This is a genomic window from Caballeronia sp. LZ029, from assembly GCF_031451275.1.
GTDB lineage: Bacteria > Pseudomonadota > Gammaproteobacteria > Burkholderiales > Burkholderiaceae > Caballeronia > Caballeronia jiangsuensis.
In genome coordinates, this window is the sequence record NZ_JARUXO010000003.1 from 957,535 (window position 1) to 975,340 (window position 17,806).

The window sequence follows — 17,806 nt, forward strand, 5'->3', positions numbered from 1 at the left end:
TCAACGCAGTTTGGTTCAACTATTGCTGAGAAATTTTCAGGTATTGGCGCGACGCTCGATTTGCTGGTCCATCCACAGCAGAAACTTGGCGACGCGCGGCAATCCGGCGTTCTGGCTCGGGTAAACCAGATGATGCGCGCCGACTTCGACGGCGTATTCCTTGCCGAACACGGGGACGAGCGAGCCGCGTTCGAGGTGATTGGACGCGAGCATCGTGCTCTCCAGCGCGATGCCGTGACCGAGCGCCGCCGCTTCGAGCGACATGTACGAGCGGTCGAAAGCGAAATCGAACGCCTTGCGCTTGGTCGCGACGCCGAACTTGCCGAACCATTGCTGCCACTGCACGAGCGGCGATTCGGAAAAGATCAGGCGACGGTCGAGCAGATCGTCGGGCGAGGAAACCGGAAAGCGTTCGAGATACATGCGCGACGCGAGCGGCGCGATGGTCTCATGACGCAGCGTCTTCACTTCGACATCGGTCCAGTGCGCATAACCGTGACGCACGTCGATATCGTAGTAACCCGAGGTGAACGACACGTCCTCATACGAGCACGCGAGATTCATCTGGATGTCGCCGTTGGCTTCCTGAAACGCGGCGAGACGCGGCAACAGCCACATCAGACCGAAGCTCGGGCTCGAATGAATCCGCAATATCTCGACCGATGTCTCGCTCGACGCGCGCTCGGTCGCGCGGTTCAGCTCGGCGAGCGCGCCGGTGACATCCGAGAGATATTGCGAGCCGGTCGGCGTGAGCACGAGGCCACGGCCCAGACGCGTGAACAATGGACGCCCGACGATGTTCTCCAGATTCGCGAGCTGATGGCTGACGGCGGAGGGCGTGAGGCCGAGTTCGTCGGCGGCGCGGTTCACGCTCTTCGTTCGCGCGACGCTCTCGAACGCGATGATGGACTTAAGCGGAGGCAGGCGCATGGCTTCTTATTTCGGCTCTTTCGGCACGCGCCCCATCAGAAAGAACTCATCGTTGGGGCGCATCGAAATCACGTTGGCCATGCGATTCGACAAGCCGAAGAACGCCGTGATCGCCGCGATATCCCACGCGTCTTCGTCGCTGAAACCATGCGCATGCAAGGCGGCGAAATCGGCGTCGTCCACGGTGCCCGATGCGCGGCATACCTTCAGCGCGAAATCGAGCATGGCCTTCTGACGCGGCGTGATATCCGCCTTGCGATGATTCACCGCGACCTGATCCGCGACGAGCGGGCTCTTTTCATAGATGCGCAGAATCGCACCGTGCGCGACGACGCAATAGAGGCAATCGTTCACCGCGCTCGTCGCGACGACGATCATCTCGCGCTCGCCCTTGCTGAGACCGCCGTCCTTCAGCATCAGCGCATCGTGATAGGCGAAGAACGCGCGGAACTCGTCGGGCCGATGAGCGAGCGTGAGGAACACGTTCGGCACGAAGCCCGCTTTCTCCTGAACCTCGAGAATGCGCGCGCGGATATCATCGGGCCAGTCTTGCGGATCGGGAACGGGATAGCGGCTGATGGGCTTTGACGTCATGACGTCCTCGAAGGCGTTGATCGAACGCCCATTGTAGAGCGGCGCTCTTCAACGCGTGACGGTCAGCGACAACAGGAGCTTCAGCAGGCTCTCGACATTCACCGGCTTCACGAAGTGATAATCGAAGCCCGCCGATTGCGCGCGCAAGCGGTCTTCCGCCTGTCCATAACCCGTGATCGCGATCAGCAAAGGCGTCGTGTCGCCCTTGCGGCGCAGGCGTCGCGCGAGCTCGTAGCCGTCGATGTCGGGCAGGCCGATATCGAGCAGCGCCACATCGGGTTGCAACTTCGGCGCGGCTTCCAGCGCTTCCGCCGACGAATACGCGACACGCGCGACATGTCCCTCCGATTCGCACAACATCGCGAGCGAGTCGGCGGCATCGCGGTTATCGTCGACGACGAGAATGCGCAGCGCAGCACGCGTCTCGCGCATACTCGTCTCCGAGAGCGCGAGCGCCGAATGCCTTTCGTGATGATGCAAACGCGGCAGCCGCACCGTGACGGTCGTGCCCAGACCCGGTCCGGGGCTTTGCACGGTGATCGTGCCTTTATGCATCTCGACGAGCTTCTTGACGAGCGACAGCCCGATGCCGAGCCCGCCGTTCGAACGGTCGAGCGTGCGCTCGCCTTGCGAGAACAGCTCGAACACTTTCGGCAGGAGGTCGGCCGAAATGCCGGTGCCCGTATCGGCGATGATGATCGATACCCATTCGTCATCGGCCTGCACGCTCACGGTGATACGGCCTTGCTCAGGCGTGTACTTGCTCGCGTTGTTGAGCACGTTGACGAGGATCTGCGAGAGGCGCGTGGGATCGCCGCAGACCCAGGTGGTGGCATCGGACACATCGACGTGAATGGTCTGCGAGCGCGACTCGACCATGCCCGCGATAGCCTCGACCGCGTGATACACGGCCGTGCCGACGAGAATCGGTTCGAGTTGCAGCGCGATGCGTCCCTGCGTGATGCGCGAGACTTCGAGCAGGTCGTCGACGATGCGCGTCATGTGCTCGACCTGCCTGCGCATCAGGTCGATCAGATCGCGCAGATGCGCGTCGCCATCCTGATCCTTCTGCAATAGCGCGATCGCCGTGCGCAACGGCGCGAGTGGATTGCGCAGCTCATGCGCGAGCATCGCGAGAAACTCGTCCTTGCGGCGTCCCGCCTCGCGCAGCATCAGCTCCATGTGCTTGCGCTCGGTGATATCGATTACGCTGCCGATAATGCGAAGCGGCTCGCCGTCCTTGCTGCGCTGAAGCAGCGCGCTGCCCTGCATCCATTGTTCGCCGTGCAGATTGCGCACGCGAAACTCGAAGTGGCCTTCGGGGTTTTCACCCGCCGCGATGCTGCGCATATAGCGATCGAGCGTCGCGCTGTCGTCGGGATGCACGCGTGCGAGCGCCGCGTCGTAACTGAGCGTTTCGGTGATCTGGCGCTCGCCGCCGGTTTCGAGAAAGAGCGTCCACGTCGCGAGTTCGAGCGATGCGATATGGATCTTCGCGGCCTGCATCGCCACCGTGAGGCGCAAGCTGCGCGCTTCGATCGCGGCCTGCGCTTCATAGCGCGGCGTGACGTCGGTCGTGGTGCCGAACCACTCCTGAAGGTTGCCCTTCTCGTCGTAGAGCGGCGCGGCATGCGCCTGCACCATGCGATAGACGCCGTCGCGCCGGTACATGCGAAAGGTGAGCGTGCGCGCGGCGCCTTCGCGCAGTGCTTCGAGCCATGCCTGATGCGTGCGTTCGCGATCGTCCGGATGGATATAGTCGAGCCAGCCCCAGCCGGACAGCACGTCCGGCGACGTGCCCGTGAACTGCTCCCATTCGCCGCCCGAAGGACGGATCTCGCCGTTGGCATCGGCGGACCAGACGAGCGCGCCCGTCGTCTCGACGAGTGCGCGATAGCGCCGCTCCGAAAGACTCAGGCGTTCTTCGTCGGCACGTTGCGCGCTGATGTCGAAGCTCACGCCGTAGACGCGCGCGAGCACGCCGTGACGGTCGAACTCGGGATGTCCGCGCATGCGCAGCCAGCGTCGCTGGCCCTTATCGCCATCGAGCACGAAGTCGAACTCGAATGGTCCGCCTTCACGCAACGCTTCGGTCAGCTCGCGCTGAAACAGCTCGCGATATTCAGGGGCGACGCGGTCCCACACTTCCGCAAGCAGAACCGATTCGGTGCCGGGCGGAAAAGAGTAGAGCGCGGCGAGTTGCGCGGTCATGCGCACGACGCGCGTCTTCATGTCCCATTCCCATGCGCCCATGCGCGCGCCCGCGAATGCGGCCTGAAGCCGCCGCTCGCTCGCTTCGTACAGCGCCCAGGCGTGACGGCACTCATGGATGTCGATTGCGACGCCGACCGTATCGCTGATCTGTCCTTCCTCGTCGCGGCGCGCCTGAAGATGCAGCGTGTGCCAGCGGAATGCGCCGTCGTTACGCAGAAGACGCACATCGGCGTTGCGCAGCAGCGTGCCGTCGCGCATTTGCCGCAGTGCATCGAGGACCGGAGGAATATCGTCGGCGTGGACAAAAGCATTCCAGTGCCGCCCGACCAGTTCGGGAAAGGGAATGCCGAGATAGCGGCACGCCCACGGATTGGCGTACTGGATCACCCCGTCTCGCGTCGCGCGCCACACGAACGACGGCAAAAAATGAGCAGGATCGTGCATGGGCGTCTTGCTTCCTTATTCCGGCGAGACGCGTCGCCGGGCGCGGCATCGAACGCTGCGATAGCTTAGGGATACCATACAACAAAAGCAATCCGGAACGCCGCGTGCCGGCGTCACGGTTATCATCGCGCGAGTGCCACGTATGTAATTTGTACGTGCTGAAGATCGATTCATCTAATGAATCGCGCACCGTCCCCGCCATGCACGTGGACAACATGCGCGATCTTCGACGACTAACCCGCTTCGCCGACATCCTTCGGATTCGGCAACTTGCTTTCCTTATCTTTATCGATGGGCTTCGGCGCTTCGGGCTCGTTGGTCATCGCCCGCTTTTGTTCGTCGGACAGACGGCGATCCGCCACGTTCGGGTCTTCGGGCGTCTGCTTCGGCGGCGTCGCACGGTCGGCTGGTTCGTTCATGAAGGGCTCCTTTCGTCATCGTCGATAGAGTGAGACGAAGATCGCAGGGTGCGTGCCCGGCCTGCGTCAGGCATAAGCGATGCTGCCCGACGCTGCGATGTTCTCCATGCCGGGCCGTATCGAACGATCTTTCTTTCACATCGCTTATGCCGGACACCAAACGAACGCTCATCCGTTTTGCCGCCCTTGCGTGCGCGATGTTCACGCCCTATGGCTTCGCCGCGACGGTCGCGTCCACGCCCTATGGCGCGACGCAACAAGGGCAAGCGGTCGCGCAATACACGCTTTCCAATTCGCGTGGCGTAACAATGAACTGCATTACCTACGGCGGTATCGTAACGCGGCTCGATGTGCCCGACCGGCGCGGGCGTCGCGCGGACATCGTGCTCGGCTTCGGATCGCTCGGCGACTACGAGAAGTACAACGGCAAGATTCACTTCGGCGGCCTGATCGGGCGCTATGCGAACCGCATCGCCGATGGACGTTTCGAACTCGACGGGCGCAGCTATAGGCTGCCCGTCAACGAGCCGCCGAACACGTTGCACGGCGGCCCGCATGGATTCGACGAAAAAGTCTGGACCGTCGTGAGGACGTTTCAGGGCGCGCAGGGCGCGGGCGTGCAACTGCGCTATGTGAGTCCCGATGGCGAGAACGGCTTTCCCGGCACGCTGACCGTCGATGTGACGTACTCGCTCACGGACGACAACGAAGTGCGCATCGACTATCGCGCGAAGACGGACAAGCCCACTGTCGTGAACCTCACGAACCATAGCTATTTCAATCTCGCGGGCGAGGGCAGCGGCGGTGTCGAAGGGCAACTCGTCATGATCGCGGCATCGAGCTATACGCCCGTGCGCGCCGATTCGATTCCAACCGGCGAGACAGCGAGCGTCGAGAACACGCCACTCGATTTGCGCGCGCTGACGCCGATAGGCGCGCGGCTGCGTTCGTCGAATCAGCAGATGCGTTATGCGCACGGCTACGATCACAACTGGAAGCTCAACAAGAACGGCCAGCGCAATGGCGAGCCGAGCTTCGCAGCACGCGCCTACGATCCGTCGAGCGGTCGCGTGCTCGATGTCTACACGACGCAGCCGGGCCTGCAGTTCTATACGGGCAATGGTCTCGATGGCAGCGCAATCGGCACGTCGGGCACGGCGTACCGGCAGACGGACGGCTTCGCGCTCGAAGCGGAGCATTTCCCGGATTCGCCGAATCGTCCGGCGTTCCCGTCGACCGAGCTTCGGCCCGGCGACGAGTATCACGAAGTCACGGTCTGGAAATTCGGCGTGCGTTAGCGTCAGAGCCGGGGCAGATCGGTCGGGTCCACTTGCGCGCCCGGCACGCCCTTCGTGTGCGCGCTGACTGCGAGTTCATGCTGCAAGGCCGCGCGGCGTTCCGTCGATGACCGCGCGTGTTGCGCATTGTCGAGTGCGGGAATCACATAGTCGTTCACCATGTGCCGGAACGTCTGGAGGTTCTTCGCATCGCGCAGGCCGCCATCGACGGACATGACGCTCGTCATCACGATCACCGTATTGCGCTCGGGCAGCACCGTGATGAATTGCCCCTTGAAGCCCATCGCGTCGAATTCGGGCTCTTTCTGCACGATGTTGTTGATCCACCAGTAGTAGCCGAAGTAGGGCGCGACGCCGGGCGACGTCATCTGCGCGATCCATGTCTGCGGCACGATCTGGCGTCCTTGCCAGCGGCCATGATCGAGCACGAGCATGCCGATCTTCGCCATGTCGACGGCGCGCAGACGCAAGCCCCATCCCGCCGACACGAGCCCCGAACGGTCCGCGCGCGCCCACACCGCGTGCTTCATGCCGAGCGGGCCGAAAAGATTCGCCTGCGCGTAGCGTTCGACTGGTTCGTGCGCCGCGGCGCTCAACATCGCGGCGGCGAGGATCGGGTTGATGTCGGTGTATTCGAACTCGGAGCCGGGCGCGGCCTTGGGGTTCGTTTCTGCCGCGAGCTTCAGACGATCGGGCGCGGCGTAGTAGATCGGATCGTCCTTCGGCTTGAAGTCGTAATGCAGGCCGCTCGACATCGAGAGCACGTGCTTCAGTTCGACATTGCGCTTGTCGGCGAGATCGGCGCGCAGGTCGGGACGCCACGCGGCGAGCTTCGTCGCGACGGAATCGTCGAGATTGATCTTGCCCTCGCCGATGAGGATGCCCGCGACCATCGACGTCACCGACTTCGTGACCGAGTACAGCTCGTAGTTCGAATCGCGCGATGCGCCCGCGCCGTAGCGCTCGAAAATCAGCTTGCCGTCCTTCACGACGAGCAGGCTGTACACATCGAGCTTCTGCTCGCGAATCCATTGCGACAGACGCACGAGCTCGTGCGAATCGACGCCCGCATCTTCCGGCGATGCCTGCGTGAGTCCCGCTTCACGCAGCGGCGCGGCTGCATGAGCGTTCGAGATCGACATCGCAACGATGGCCGGCGCGATGCACTTGAGCAGCAAACGTAGTGTCATGGATCAGGTCTCGGGTGCGTCGTTGAAAGCGGCCGCGGTGCCGGGCACGCCCTGCGTCTTGTTGCTGCGTTCGAGTTCTTCCTTCAGCGCTTCGGTTTTCGCGGCCGTCGCGACGGGGCGCGCCGCCGGCGTCAACGCGGGCAGAATGAAATCGTTCACCATGCGGCGGTATTGATTCAGATAGGTGGCGTCGCGCAATCCGCCATCGGTCGGCAGGAGGCTCGTCATCACCACGACTGCATGTTGCTTCGGCAGCACGGTGATGAATTGCCCCTTGAAGCCCATCGCGCCGAATTCGGGCTGGCCTTTCTCCACGACATGCTGAATCCAGCAGTAGTAGCCGTAATCGGCGGCGGCGGGCGAGGGCGTCGTCATCTGCTTGATCCACGTGCGCGGCACGACTTGCCTGCCTTGCCAGCGGCCATCGTCGAGCATCAGCATGCCGATCTTCGCCATGTCGATGGCGCGCAGCCGCAAGCCCCAGCCGCCCGCGACCGCGCCGGTTTCATCGACGCCGGTCCAGCGGTAATGCGACATGCCGAGCGGTTCGAACAGCTTCTTCTGCGCGAAGCGATCCTCGCGTTCGTGCGCGGCGACGCTCACGGCCGTGCCGACGAGCACCGGATTCACGTCGATGTAATCGAAGTCCGTGCCCGGCGTCTTCGCGGCTTTGGCCGTCACCGCGACACGCAGGCGATCCGGCGCGCCGTAGTAGAGCGGATCGGTGCCTTCGCGCGTCTGATAACTGAGGCCGCTCGACATCGACATCAGATGACGCAACTCGATGTTCTCCTTGTCGGCGAGTTGCGCGGCGAGATCGGGCCGCGCTTTCGCAATGAGCGGCGCGACCTTCGTCGATGGATTCAGCTTGCCTTCGCCTTCGAGCACGCCGACGAGCAAGGACGTGATCGTCTTCGTGACCGAATACAGCTCGTAGTTGTTATCGCGCGTGAGGCCGTCGCCATAACGCTCGAACACGATCTTGCCGTCCTTCACGATGACGAGACTGCGCACATCCATCTTGTCCGCGCGTATCCACTCCGACATGCGCACGAGCGGCGCCGAATCGACGCCGACGGATTCCGGCACGACGTTCGGCATATCTTTTTCCGCGGCGTGCGCCGTCATGCAGAACATCGCGGCGGTCAGTGACAACACAGGCAGCTTCATCGCTTGCACCTTCATTCGAGATTGGGTTTGCCTGCCGACAGAAAGCGTCCGCGTCCGCTCGTCACGTTCAGAAGCCTGCCGTCTTCGACGAGCAGTTCGCCGCGCGAGAAACAATGACGCGGCCATCCCGTCACTTCGATGCCTTCATAAGGCGTGTAATCGACCGCGTGATGCAGCGACGCGTTCGCGATGGTCACGCGCTTTTCCGGATCCCACACGACGATGTCCGCATCCGCGCCGACCGCAATCGTGCCTTTCCTCGGATACAACCCGTAAAGCTTCGCGGGCGCGAGGGACGTGAGCTCGACGAACCGGTGCAGCGAGATGCGCCCTTCCTTCACGCCCTTGAACAGCAGCGGCAAGCGCGTTTCGAGACCGGGAATGCCATTGGGAATGTGATCGAACGACACTTCCTTGCCGCCCGGCTTCTTGCCTTGCGGATCGTCGTAAGAGAAGGGCGCGTGATCGGAAGAGACGAGCGAAAACACACCCTGGCGCAATGCTTTCCACACCGCCTGCTGATTCGCGGGATCGCGCGGCGGCGGACTGCATACGCACTTCGCGCCTTCATATTCGCCGTGGCCGAGATCGTCGGCGGTCAAGTACATGTATTGCGGACACGTCTCCGCGAGAATCGGCAAACCGCGCGACTGGCCCCAGCGAATCTGCTCGATCGCATCCGCGCCCGATACATGCACGATCAGGATCGGCACATCGACCAGTTCCGCGAACGCGATCGCGCGATGCGTCGCCTCGCGTTCGACCACGGCGGGCCGCGCGAGCGCATGCGCGTGCGGCGCATGCAGGCCTTTGCCTAGCAAACGTTCGGTCAGCCAGCCGATGCAGTCCGAGTTCTCCGCATGCACCATCACGAGCGCGCCGTGCTCGCGTGCGACCGAGAGTACGTCGAGCATCTGACGGTCATTGAGCTTGAGATCGTCGTAGGTCATGTAGACCTTGAACGACGTATAGCCGTTTTTGATCAGACGCGGCAGCTCTTCCGCGAGCACATGCGGCGTCGGATCGGCGACGATCAGATGAAAGCCGTAGTCGATCAGCGCGCGGCCTTCCGCACGGCGGTGATAGTCGTCGACGGCCGCTTGCAGCGATTGTCCCTTGGCCTGCGCGGCGAACGGAATCACCGTGGTCGTGCCGCCGCATAGCGCGGAGCGCGTGCCGCTGAGAAAGTCGTCGGCCATGCGCAGGCCGTCGGGCATCGGCTGATCGAGATGACAGTGGCCGTCGACGCCCCCCGGCAACACCAGCATCCCGCTCGCATCGAGTTCGCGCGGCGCGTCGGGCAGTCCTTGCCCGAGCATCGCCACGCGGCCGTCGCGAATGCCGATGTCGCACGAAAACCGGTCCGACGCAGTGACGACGTCGGCGTGACGGATCACGAAATCGAGTTCGTTCGACATGGCTCTTCCCCTTAGACGACTTCGCTGAAGAGACGTCCCCAGCCCTTGACGCTGCGCGTGTCGTAGTCCGCAAGCTGCAGCGATTTCCATACGACGGTCGTGATCGTGTCGTAGATCGGAATGCCGGTTTCTTCTTCGAGCTCGGGCACGAGATGCGCGGCGTTCAGGTTGGTGCAGAAGATCGAGATCGCACGCGGCTTGTCCTTCGCCACTTCGCGCACCATGCGGCGGATTTCATCGGGCTGAACTTCCGAGAACGAAAAGTTGACCTTCAGGTTCAGATGCCGCTCGGCGATGCAGTTCAGTCCAACGCTGCGATAGTTCGCGATGATCTTCTCCTGCACGTCGTCGAGATAGGGCGTGACGAGACCGAATTCGCGCGCATCGGTCTTCTTCAGGATTTCGTTCAGCGCGAGCACGGAGGTCGTCGCGGGAATGCCCGTCGCTTCCGTGATGCGCCGGCACAGACGCTCGTCGGCCTCGAAGCCGAGCCAACCCGACGACGTGCCGTTCCATGCGATCACGTCCACTTTCGCATCGGCGAGCAATTGCGCCGCCTGCAGGATCTTCGAATCGTCGAACTGGCCGAGCGCCTGATCGGAGAGCGAGATTTCGGTCACCGGAAAGCGCGCGAAATGCGCGGAGACGCCGGGCAGGTTCGAAACCATCGCGCTCGTCAGCGGTTCGAGCGACGTGTTGGACGAGGGCGTGAGCATGCCGAGCAAAGTGCGTTTTTTCATCGTGATGTCTCTTGTGTGAATTGAGCGAAGCGTTACTGCGTGAACTTGCTATCCCGTTCAGACGGGAATCTTCTTTTCGTAATCGATGGCGCTGGAGCACACGAGCAAGCCGATGCCGGCTGCCGCGAAGAACATCAGCGCGAGGAAGTAGGAGTGCGTGAACTGCACGATCGCGCCGACGATGATCGGCACCGCCACGCCGCCGATATTGCCGCCGAGATTCATGAAGCCGCCGAGAAAGCCGATCTTGTTGCGTGTGCCGAGTGACGACGGAATGCACCAGTAAAGGCCGCACCAGCGCAGGAAGAAGAGCGTCGTCGAAAGCAGGGCGACGACCGCGACCGCATTCGTCACGTAGGCCACCGAGAAGATCGACACGGTCGCGATAACCGCCGCGATGCCGAAGAGCGTGCGCATCACGACATTCGGACGCCCGCCCGCGGCCTTCCACTTGTCCGCGATCCATCCGCCGATCAGTTCGCCGATGAAGCCGCTGAAAAAGATGATGAAGCTGGAGCCGCCCATCTGCTTGATATCGAAGCCGTGGACCATGTGCAGATAATTGGGCATCCACGTGAGCAGGCCGTAGAACACGCTGTTGAAGCACATCCAGCCGAAGAACATGCACCACACCGAGCGGTACTTGAAGAAATCGCGCGTGCGGCCCGAGAGCGTGGACGGCTCGGCGGCGGCGTCGCGGGCATGCGATTCCTCGATATAGGCCGCTTCGAGTTCGTTCACGCCCGGATGCTCGCGTGGTGTATTGCGTACATAAAACCAGGCGAGGACGCCCGCGAGCACCGTGCCGACGCCGGCCACCGCGAATGCGAGCCGCCACGATCCGAGCGTCGCGATGAGCCCGGTGATCAGGATCGCGCCCAGCGCCGCGCCGAGCGGTGCGCCGCCGTCGAGCAGCGTCGCGCCGCGGCCGCGCTCGGTCTGCGTCATCCAGATCGCGTTGAGCTTGCCGCCCGCCGGATAGATCGGCGCTTCCGACGCGCCGAGGCCGAGACGCGTGAGCAGCAGGCTCGGCGCGTTCGTGCAGACCGCCGCGATGGCCTGGAAGAAACCCCAGAACACGGTCGCGGATGCGATCACGATGCGCGGCTTGAAGCGGTCGGCGAGCATGCCGCCGGGAATCTGCATTACCGCGTAGGTCCAGAAGAAGGAGGAGAGGATGAGCCCCTCCATCGCCGGGCCGATATCGAACTCCTTGGAAATGAGCGGCATCGCGACGGACAGCGACGCGCGGTCGATGTAGTTGATCGCGATGAGGCTCAGCATGACGACGAAAATCTTCCAGCGAACGGTGGATTTGCCCACCGTCAATGCGGCAACACCGGATGTTGAAGACATGTACGGGCTCCTGGATAGGCGGATGTTTTCGTGACGTCGCGCAACGTTGAACAGAGTATAGGATTAGAAATTTATAATTACAAACAGTGTAAACGCTTGGTTTTATTGAAATTTAGATTGCACGATGACGGTGCAGGGTTTTCACCAACTTCGTGATAAGCTTGCACTGCGATGAACCAGACCACCAAAAGCCCCCTCCTTTTGCGCACGCGCGGCATGGCCGCGGAGATTGCCGCGCGCCTGCGCGACATGATCGACGAGGGCGAGTTGCCGCCCGGCGCGCGCATCGACGAAAAAGAATTGAGCAGCGCGTTCGACGTTTCGAAGACGCCCTTGCGCGAGGCGCTGAAGGTGCTGGTGTCGGAGGGGCGCGTGACGCACCGGCAATACATCGGTTATCGCGTCGCCGAGATCGATCTCGACGATCTCGCCGCCACATTCGAGCTGCTTCACGGACTCGAAGCGATGGCGGGTGGCCTGGTGCAGGCGCGCATCACGAATACGCAAATCTCGGCGATCGCGGCGAAGCATCGGCGCATGGTGGAATGTCACGACGCCGGCAGGCGCATCGAGTATTTCAAGCTGAATCAGCAGATCCACCAGATGATCGTCGATGCCGCCGACAATCCCGTGCTCGCGAGCGTCTATTCGACGTTGATGTCGAAGGTGCATCGGGCGCGCGGCGCGGCGAATGCCGACACGCTGCGCTGGGCCGAATCGGCGAGCGAGCACGAAGCCATTCTGGCCGCGCTCGAAAATCCCGCGCGCGAAGGTTTGCCCGCGATCCTGCGCGAGCATTCGGAGAACACGGCGCGCGAAGTGCTCGCCGTGCTCGAACGTGCAAAGGGCGATGCGCCCGCCGCGCGCATCGGCGATCTCGCGCGCGAGGAAGCGTCGGGTTGAACACCTGAACGCCTTTACGTCAGCACGCTCCACAACGCGAGCGTCAGCACGAGTCCCACCACCGACACGATCGTCTGCAACACGGACCACACCGCGACCGTGCGCTTGAGCGTGAGCCCGAAGTACTCGCGCACCATCCAGAAACCCGCGTCGCGTGCCCACGAGAATGGACAGGAACGGCGCGAGCTTGAGCACGCTGATGGAAACGATGATGATCGCGAGGCCGAGCGCGCAGGCGATCAGCAGTTGCGTGTCGTGGGCCGACCAGGGAGTTAGCGTTGTTGGATTCACGGTGACCTTGAACTGACGCGCATCGCTTTGAATGCCGATGCGATTACGAGGAGCTTTCGTGTCCCGCGCATGACCTCGCGTGTTCTTGGCGAAACATGCGCGGGACGCGAAGCCCCGTCGTAATAGCACTTTTCGACGCGACGGTCAAAATCGACCGCGCGTCGATCGTGCTCTCTCAGGCCGGCCTTGCAATCGGCTTGCCAGTCATTACTGGCATTTTTCGTTTTGCATTCGGAATGCCCTTTTGGGTTTTGCATTCCGCATGCATGTGCGGTGGATGACTACGCGGCGGCCTTGCCGCGGCCGGCGGCGTGATCCTGTGCGAGAAGATCGAACAGCCGCAGTACGCGAGCGCGTTGCGTGGACACGAGATCGCTTTCGTCGCCGAGTGCGGCGAGCCGTCTTTTCCAGTAGGCGCGATCGAGACAGGCGAACGCCTTCTGATTGCCCGCGACTGCAAGCGAACGGATCATGTGTTCGAGATGATCGAGTTGCGCGTCCGCGATGCGCGCAGGCTTGAGCGCCGCTCGCGTGCTTTGCGCGGCGCGGCTGGCTTGCGATACTTTCGACTTTTCCATGTTGACGCCCCGAAACGCCTTTTTTGCTGCATGCGGCTGTGTATTTGTTCTTAGTCAGCCGTAAACCAATGAGTGGGAGACAGCGATGTGACAGCGGGATGACGGCAAGGAATCGCCGACCTGAACCGCCCGCGACGCCGCACACGCTGCTCCTCGTTCAGCACGATATACCTGCATTTCGAATACGCTTTACCATGCGTCTCATTTGCCGGCGCGCATCGTATGCGCCACTGCTCGAAAGGACTATTTGAACCGACATCGATTCCATGCCCGCCGATTCCGATCCACGCACGCTATTCACGCGCTTCTCGACCCAGGAATTGCCGCGCGAGCGCCAGTTGCTCGCATGGCGCGATCGCGTCGGGCATGTGGTGGATGTTCTTCCCGACAACGATCGCATCGCGCGCGGCTTTGCGGGCAGCATCGATCTGCATGCGGCGGGCGGTCTCGTGTTCACGGAGGCGCGTACCGAAGCGCTGGTGCTTGAGCGTTCGATCGCACGCGTCTCGACCGACACGCGCCGCGATTTCGCGTTTCATGTGTACGTGGAAGGCGAGTCCGGGCATGTCAGCGGTCCGAGCGTGAAGCGCACTGCGCCGGGTTCGATGCGCGGCATCGTCGCGTTCGATCTGAATCAGCGCTTTCGCGTCGAACGTCCGGCGTGCCGCGTGCTGACGATGTTCGTGCCGCGCTCGGTCGTCGCCGCGCATATCGATGACTGCGATGCGCTGCACGGCCGCGTCGTGCCTGATGACGCGCCGCTCGCGCGCTTCGTCTTCCAGCATTTCGATGCCACTGCGCGCGCTTTGCCGACGCTAGAACGTCCCGATGCCATCGACGCCCTCGATGCCGGCGCGCAACTCCTGCTCGCGGCATTCGCCGAAAAACCGCATGCATTGCACGACTCGCGCGCTGCGCTGCAAACGGCGGTGAAGGGCCAGGTGAAGCGTTATGTCGAGACGCACCTCCATGAAGCCGATCTCACGCCGATGAAGATCGTCGATGCACTCGGCCTGAAGCGCGCGACCATCTATCGATGGTTCGAGCAGGAAGGCGGCCTCGGTGCGTACATTCGGCATCGCCGCTTGCGCGAAGCAGCCGATGAGCTCGCGCGGTTTCCGAATCTGCAGATTACCGATATCGCTTTCGGTCTCGGCTTCAAGAGCGCGTCGGATTTCACGCGCGCGTTCCGTCGCGCGTTCGATGTGAGCCCGCTGGAAATGCGTCTGCGTGCGCTCGACCTGCTGCGCGCAGCGGACAGCGATCCCGTCATGCGCATGCGCGCCGCGCATTCGAGGGGCGTTCGGGGAAGCGGCTGAGCGCGAAGAGCGTCACGCAGTTCGCGGCGAGCAGATACCACGCGGGCGTCATCACATTGCCGGTCGCGCCGATGAGCCACGCGACCGCGAGCGGGGAGAACCCGCCGAAGATGACGACGCCGAACGTGTAGATCACCGAGAGACTCGCTGCGCGCCGATGCTTCGGGAAGGCTTCGAGCATGAGCACCGAGCCCGCGCCCGCGTTGTTCAGCGCGATGGCGACATAGAGCAGGATGATCACGAGCGCGAGCGTATCCGGTGCGCCCCGCGTGAGCGCATGGAACGCGGGATATGCCGTCGCGAGCGCGCCGACGAGCGATGCGTATTGCAGCGTCTTGCGGCTCATCAGGCGATCGGCGGCGAGCGCGACGAGCGGCGTGACGACGAGAATCACGAGACCGGACAGCGACGCGATCATGAAGCTGATTGCCGGTGGCCGTTGCAACGTGTGCGTCAGATAGCTCGGCATATACAGCACGGCAATGTAGATGCTCGACGAAGGCGCGGCCATCATCAGGATGCCGCACGCGAGCGGGCGCGCATGTTCGCGAAGCACGATCGAAAGCGGCGTGCGAGCGGGAAGTACCTTCGATGCCCGTGCATCGCCCGGTACGCGGCGCAGAAACCAGCCGAGCGGCGCGATCAATCCGCCGATGACGAAAGGCACACGCCATCCCCATTGCACGAGTTGCTCGTGCGACAGCAACGCGGACGTGCACGCGCCGACGAGCGCCGCCGCGCATGCGGCCGCGCCCTGGCTCGCACCGCGCCAACTGACCATGAAGCAGCGTCGTTCATAAGGCACGGACTCCATCAGCAGCGCGGATGCCGGGCCGATCTCGCCGCCCGCTGCGAGCCCTTGCAGAAGCCGCGCGAACACGATCAGCACGGTCGCGCTCGCGCCGATCGCCGCATGCGTCGGCAGGCACGCGATCAGCCAGGTGCCAGCGGCCATCGACGCAATCGATAGCCGCATGCCAGCCTCGCGGCCGTGCCGGTCCGCGTATCGGCCGATCAGCATCGCGCCAAGCGGACGCATCACGAAGCCCGCGCCGAATGTCGCGAGCGAGAGCATCAGCGACGAAGCGGCATCGTGTGCGGGAAAGAAGAGCTGTCCGATGATCGCCGCGGAGAAGCCATACACGGTGAAGTCGTAGGCGACGAAGCCGTTGCTGATCACCGTCGCGACGATGATGCGGGTCAGTTTCGCAGGCGCTTTTCGAGGTTCGGTTTGAGTCATGAATGAACGGAGTTTGATGCATTCGAATCCGGCTTCCGATATTAACGGCCGCATTGCTCATATTATTAATGCTTCGTCGTAATCGTCACGAATACAAGGCGAGTAATATACGATCACCTTTCAAATTCGCTGGCTTCGTAGTTCGTTTACGAACGAGGAATCGTCTTCATGGATGACGCCACGCGCGAGTTCGACCGGCTGCGCCCTCGCTTGCAGGGCATCGCGTATCGCATGCTCGGTTCGGTCGCCGAGGCCGAAGACATCGTGCAGGACGTATGGCTTCGCTGGCATGCGGCTGCGCGCGAAGCTATCGAGAATGCCGAAGCCTGGCTCGTCGCCGTCACGACGCGCCATTCGATCGACCGGCTGCGCGCCGCGAAATTGCAGCGCGAACATTACGCGGGCATCTGGCTGCCCGAGCCGCAAATCACCGAGCCGCCTGCTACACCCGAAGAAGTCACGGAGCGCGCGGACGATGTGTCGGTCGCGTTTCTGATGCTGCTCGAACGCCTGACGCCCGAAGCACGCGCGGCGTTCTTGCTGCGCGAAGTTTTCGATGCCGATTATCCGGAGGTCGCGAGCATCATCGGGAAAACGGAGGCCGCATGCCGGCAGCTCGTGAGCCGCGCGAAGGCACAACTGCGCGACGAGCGTCCGCGCCGTTCGGTGCCGCGCGAAATCCACAGGCGTTTGCTGCACGCATTCGCACATGCGATCGAACACGGCGATTTCGCGGCCATTCACGCGATGCTCGCGGATGACGCGACGCTCGTCGGCGATGGCGGCGGCCACGTGCAGAGCTTCCCGGAGCCGCTACTCGGCGGCAAGCGCATCGCGCAGCTTTTCTATGCCGCATTCCTGCGTTACGGAAAGGGCGTGCGCATCGAACTCGTGATGCTCAATGGCCAGTGGGCGCTCTTGCGCTTCATCGATGGCAAGCTCGAATCCGCCCAGACCTACGATATCGAAGACGAGCACATCGTGCGTATTCAGGTGCAGCGCAACCCGGAGAAACTCGAACGCATCGCGGCGCGTTACGGAAACGCGTGATGGATTGCCTTTGCGATTGATGCGCGCGAAGCAATAGCGTGCGCACGTTCGCGCGTCTACCGCGAGAAGGCGCGCAAACTTACGATGACATCCATGCCGGCTATGGAGCGCCGGCGATATCTTCAACCAGGCATGGAGTCATCATGACGCAGCGAATCAACTACGTTCAACAATCGCCCGAACTGTTCAAGAAGTTCTATGAGTTCAGCCAGGCCTTGCAGGAGTGCTCGATCGAGCGCACGACGCGCGACCTCGTGACGCTTCGCGCATCGCAGATGAATGGCTGCGCCTTTTGCGTCGATATGCATGTGAAGGAAGCGAAGATTCATGGCGAGCGCGAACTGCGCACGCATCACGTGGCGATCTGGCGCGAGTCGACGCTGTTCTCGCCGCGCGAACGCGCCGCGCTCGCGTGGACCGAAGTGCTGACGCGCATTCCCGAACATGGCGTGTCCGACGAGCTCTATGGACGCGTGCGCGAGCAGTTCTCGGAGAAGGAGCTATCCGACCTGACCTACGCCGTCATGGCGATCAACGGATGGAATCGTGCGAATGTCGCATTCCAGACGGTGCCGGGTTCGTCCGACAAGGCCTTCGGCCTCGACAAGGCAAACCTGTCGTGATGTGTTCGCGCCGTCATTCGATCATGGGA

16 protein-coding genes and 1 pseudogene are annotated in these 17,806 nt (G+C 62.7%); 5 read left to right on the plus strand and 12 right to left on the minus strand.

The features are described 5' to 3' along the window. Positions 1 to 36: 36 nt before the first annotated feature. The 4 genes from QCE73_RS23770 to QCE73_RS23785 all read right to left on the minus strand — a co-directional run bounded on the left by QCE73_RS23770 (position 37) and on the right by QCE73_RS23785 (position 4,601). Entirely contained in the window at positions 37 to 930 is an 894-nt protein-coding gene (locus QCE73_RS23770) for a LysR substrate-binding domain-containing protein (RefSeq protein WP_035499671.1), read from the minus strand. A gap of 6 nt (positions 931 to 936) precedes the next feature. After that, the gene (locus tag QCE73_RS23775) at positions 937 to 1,524 is read right to left on the minus strand and encodes a peroxidase-related enzyme (RefSeq protein ID WP_187604153.1); all 588 of its coding nucleotides are present in this window, start codon (positions 1,522 to 1,524) and stop codon (positions 937 to 939) included. 48 nt (positions 1,525 to 1,572) lie between these two features. Beyond that, positions 1,573 to 4,182, minus strand: a complete 2,610-nt coding sequence (locus QCE73_RS23780) for a PAS domain-containing protein (protein WP_309883841.1) — start codon at positions 4,180 to 4,182, stop codon at positions 1,573 to 1,575. A 233-nt stretch (positions 4,183 to 4,415) separates the two neighbouring features. After that, positions 4,416 to 4,601, minus strand: a complete 186-nt coding sequence (locus QCE73_RS23785) for a hypothetical protein (RefSeq protein WP_309883842.1) — start codon at positions 4,599 to 4,601, stop codon at positions 4,416 to 4,418. A 197-nt stretch (positions 4,602 to 4,798) separates the two neighbouring features. On the opposite strand from QCE73_RS23785, the gene QCE73_RS23790 reads away from it, so the two are divergent. After that, the gene (locus QCE73_RS23790; protein ID WP_309883843.1) at positions 4,799 to 5,899 is read left to right on the plus strand and encodes an aldose epimerase family protein; all 1,101 of its coding nucleotides are present in this window, start codon (positions 4,799 to 4,801) and stop codon (positions 5,897 to 5,899) included. A gap of 2 nt (positions 5,900 to 5,901) precedes the next feature. Here the strand turns inward: QCE73_RS23790 and QCE73_RS23795 are convergent, their stop codons facing one another. Genes QCE73_RS23795 through QCE73_RS23815 form a run of 5 tightly spaced genes read right to left on the minus strand, consistent with a single transcriptional unit; the run spans position 5,902 to position 11,773 of the window. Beyond that, a complete protein-coding gene (locus QCE73_RS23795; RefSeq protein ID WP_309883844.1) occupies positions 5,902 to 7,089 on the minus strand; it encodes a serine hydrolase in 1,188 nt (395 codons plus the stop codon). Between the two features lie 3 nt (positions 7,090 to 7,092). Further along, complete coding sequence (locus QCE73_RS23800; RefSeq protein WP_309883845.1) at positions 7,093 to 8,259, minus strand: serine hydrolase; 1,167 nt, start codon at positions 8,257 to 8,259, stop codon at positions 7,093 to 7,095. 11 nt (positions 8,260 to 8,270) lie between these two features. Further along, positions 8,271 to 9,677, minus strand: coding sequence for a dihydropyrimidinase (gene hydA / locus QCE73_RS23805; RefSeq protein WP_309883846.1), 1,407 nt, complete (start codon positions 9,675 to 9,677; stop codon positions 8,271 to 8,273). 11 nt (positions 9,678 to 9,688) lie between these two features. Beyond that, positions 9,689 to 10,417 carry an aspartate/glutamate racemase family protein gene (locus QCE73_RS23810; protein WP_035499682.1) on the minus strand — a complete coding sequence of 243 codons (729 nt, stop codon included), beginning with the start codon at positions 10,415 to 10,417 and terminating at the stop codon, positions 9,689 to 9,691. Positions 10,418 to 10,474: 57 nt separating this feature from the next. Further along, complete coding sequence (locus QCE73_RS23815) at positions 10,475 to 11,773, minus strand: MFS transporter (protein WP_035499683.1); 1,299 nt, start codon at positions 11,771 to 11,773, stop codon at positions 10,475 to 10,477. A gap of 171 nt (positions 11,774 to 11,944) precedes the next feature. Here QCE73_RS23815 and QCE73_RS23820 point away from each other — a divergent pair, with 171 nt between their 5' ends. Continuing rightward, positions 11,945 to 12,676 (plus strand): GntR family transcriptional regulator, encoded by a 732-nt coding sequence (locus tag QCE73_RS23820; RefSeq protein ID WP_309883847.1) that lies wholly within the window; start codon positions 11,945 to 11,947, stop codon positions 12,674 to 12,676. 14 nt (positions 12,677 to 12,690) lie between these two features. On the opposite strand, the pseudogene QCE73_RS23825 reads toward QCE73_RS23820, so the two are convergent. Further along, positions 12,691 to 12,843, minus strand: a pseudogene (locus QCE73_RS23825) (gluconate transporter); the annotation flags it as partial. A gap of 405 nt (positions 12,844 to 13,248) precedes the next feature. Next, complete coding sequence (locus QCE73_RS23830) at positions 13,249 to 13,545, minus strand: hypothetical protein (RefSeq protein ID WP_309883848.1); 297 nt, start codon at positions 13,543 to 13,545, stop codon at positions 13,249 to 13,251. A gap of 266 nt (positions 13,546 to 13,811) precedes the next feature. Here QCE73_RS23830 and QCE73_RS23835 point away from each other — a divergent pair, with 266 nt between their 5' ends. Next, on the plus strand, positions 13,812 to 14,864 hold the full coding sequence (locus QCE73_RS23835; RefSeq protein ID WP_309883849.1) for a helix-turn-helix domain-containing protein: 1,053 nt from the start codon (positions 13,812 to 13,814) through the stop codon (positions 14,862 to 14,864). Here the strand turns inward: QCE73_RS23835 and QCE73_RS23840 are convergent. After that, entirely contained in the window at positions 14,815 to 16,104 is a 1,290-nt protein-coding gene (locus QCE73_RS23840; protein ID WP_309883850.1) for an MFS transporter, read from the minus strand. The two genes, QCE73_RS23835 and QCE73_RS23840, sit on opposite strands and share 50 nt — an antisense overlap. A 168-nt stretch (positions 16,105 to 16,272) precedes the next feature. On the opposite strand from QCE73_RS23840, the gene QCE73_RS23845 reads away from it, so the two are divergent. Together QCE73_RS23845 and QCE73_RS23850 are read left to right on the plus strand one after the other, a co-directional pair. After that, positions 16,273 to 17,154: an RNA polymerase sigma-70 factor gene (locus QCE73_RS23845; protein WP_309883851.1), complete on the plus strand. Its 882-nt coding sequence runs from the start codon at positions 16,273 to 16,275 to the stop codon at positions 17,152 to 17,154. Positions 17,155 to 17,297: 143 nt separating this feature from the next. Beyond that, positions 17,298 to 17,777, plus strand: coding sequence for a carboxymuconolactone decarboxylase family protein (locus tag QCE73_RS23850; RefSeq protein ID WP_035499691.1), 480 nt, complete (start codon positions 17,298 to 17,300; stop codon positions 17,775 to 17,777). Positions 17,778 to 17,806 lie beyond the last annotated feature (29 nt).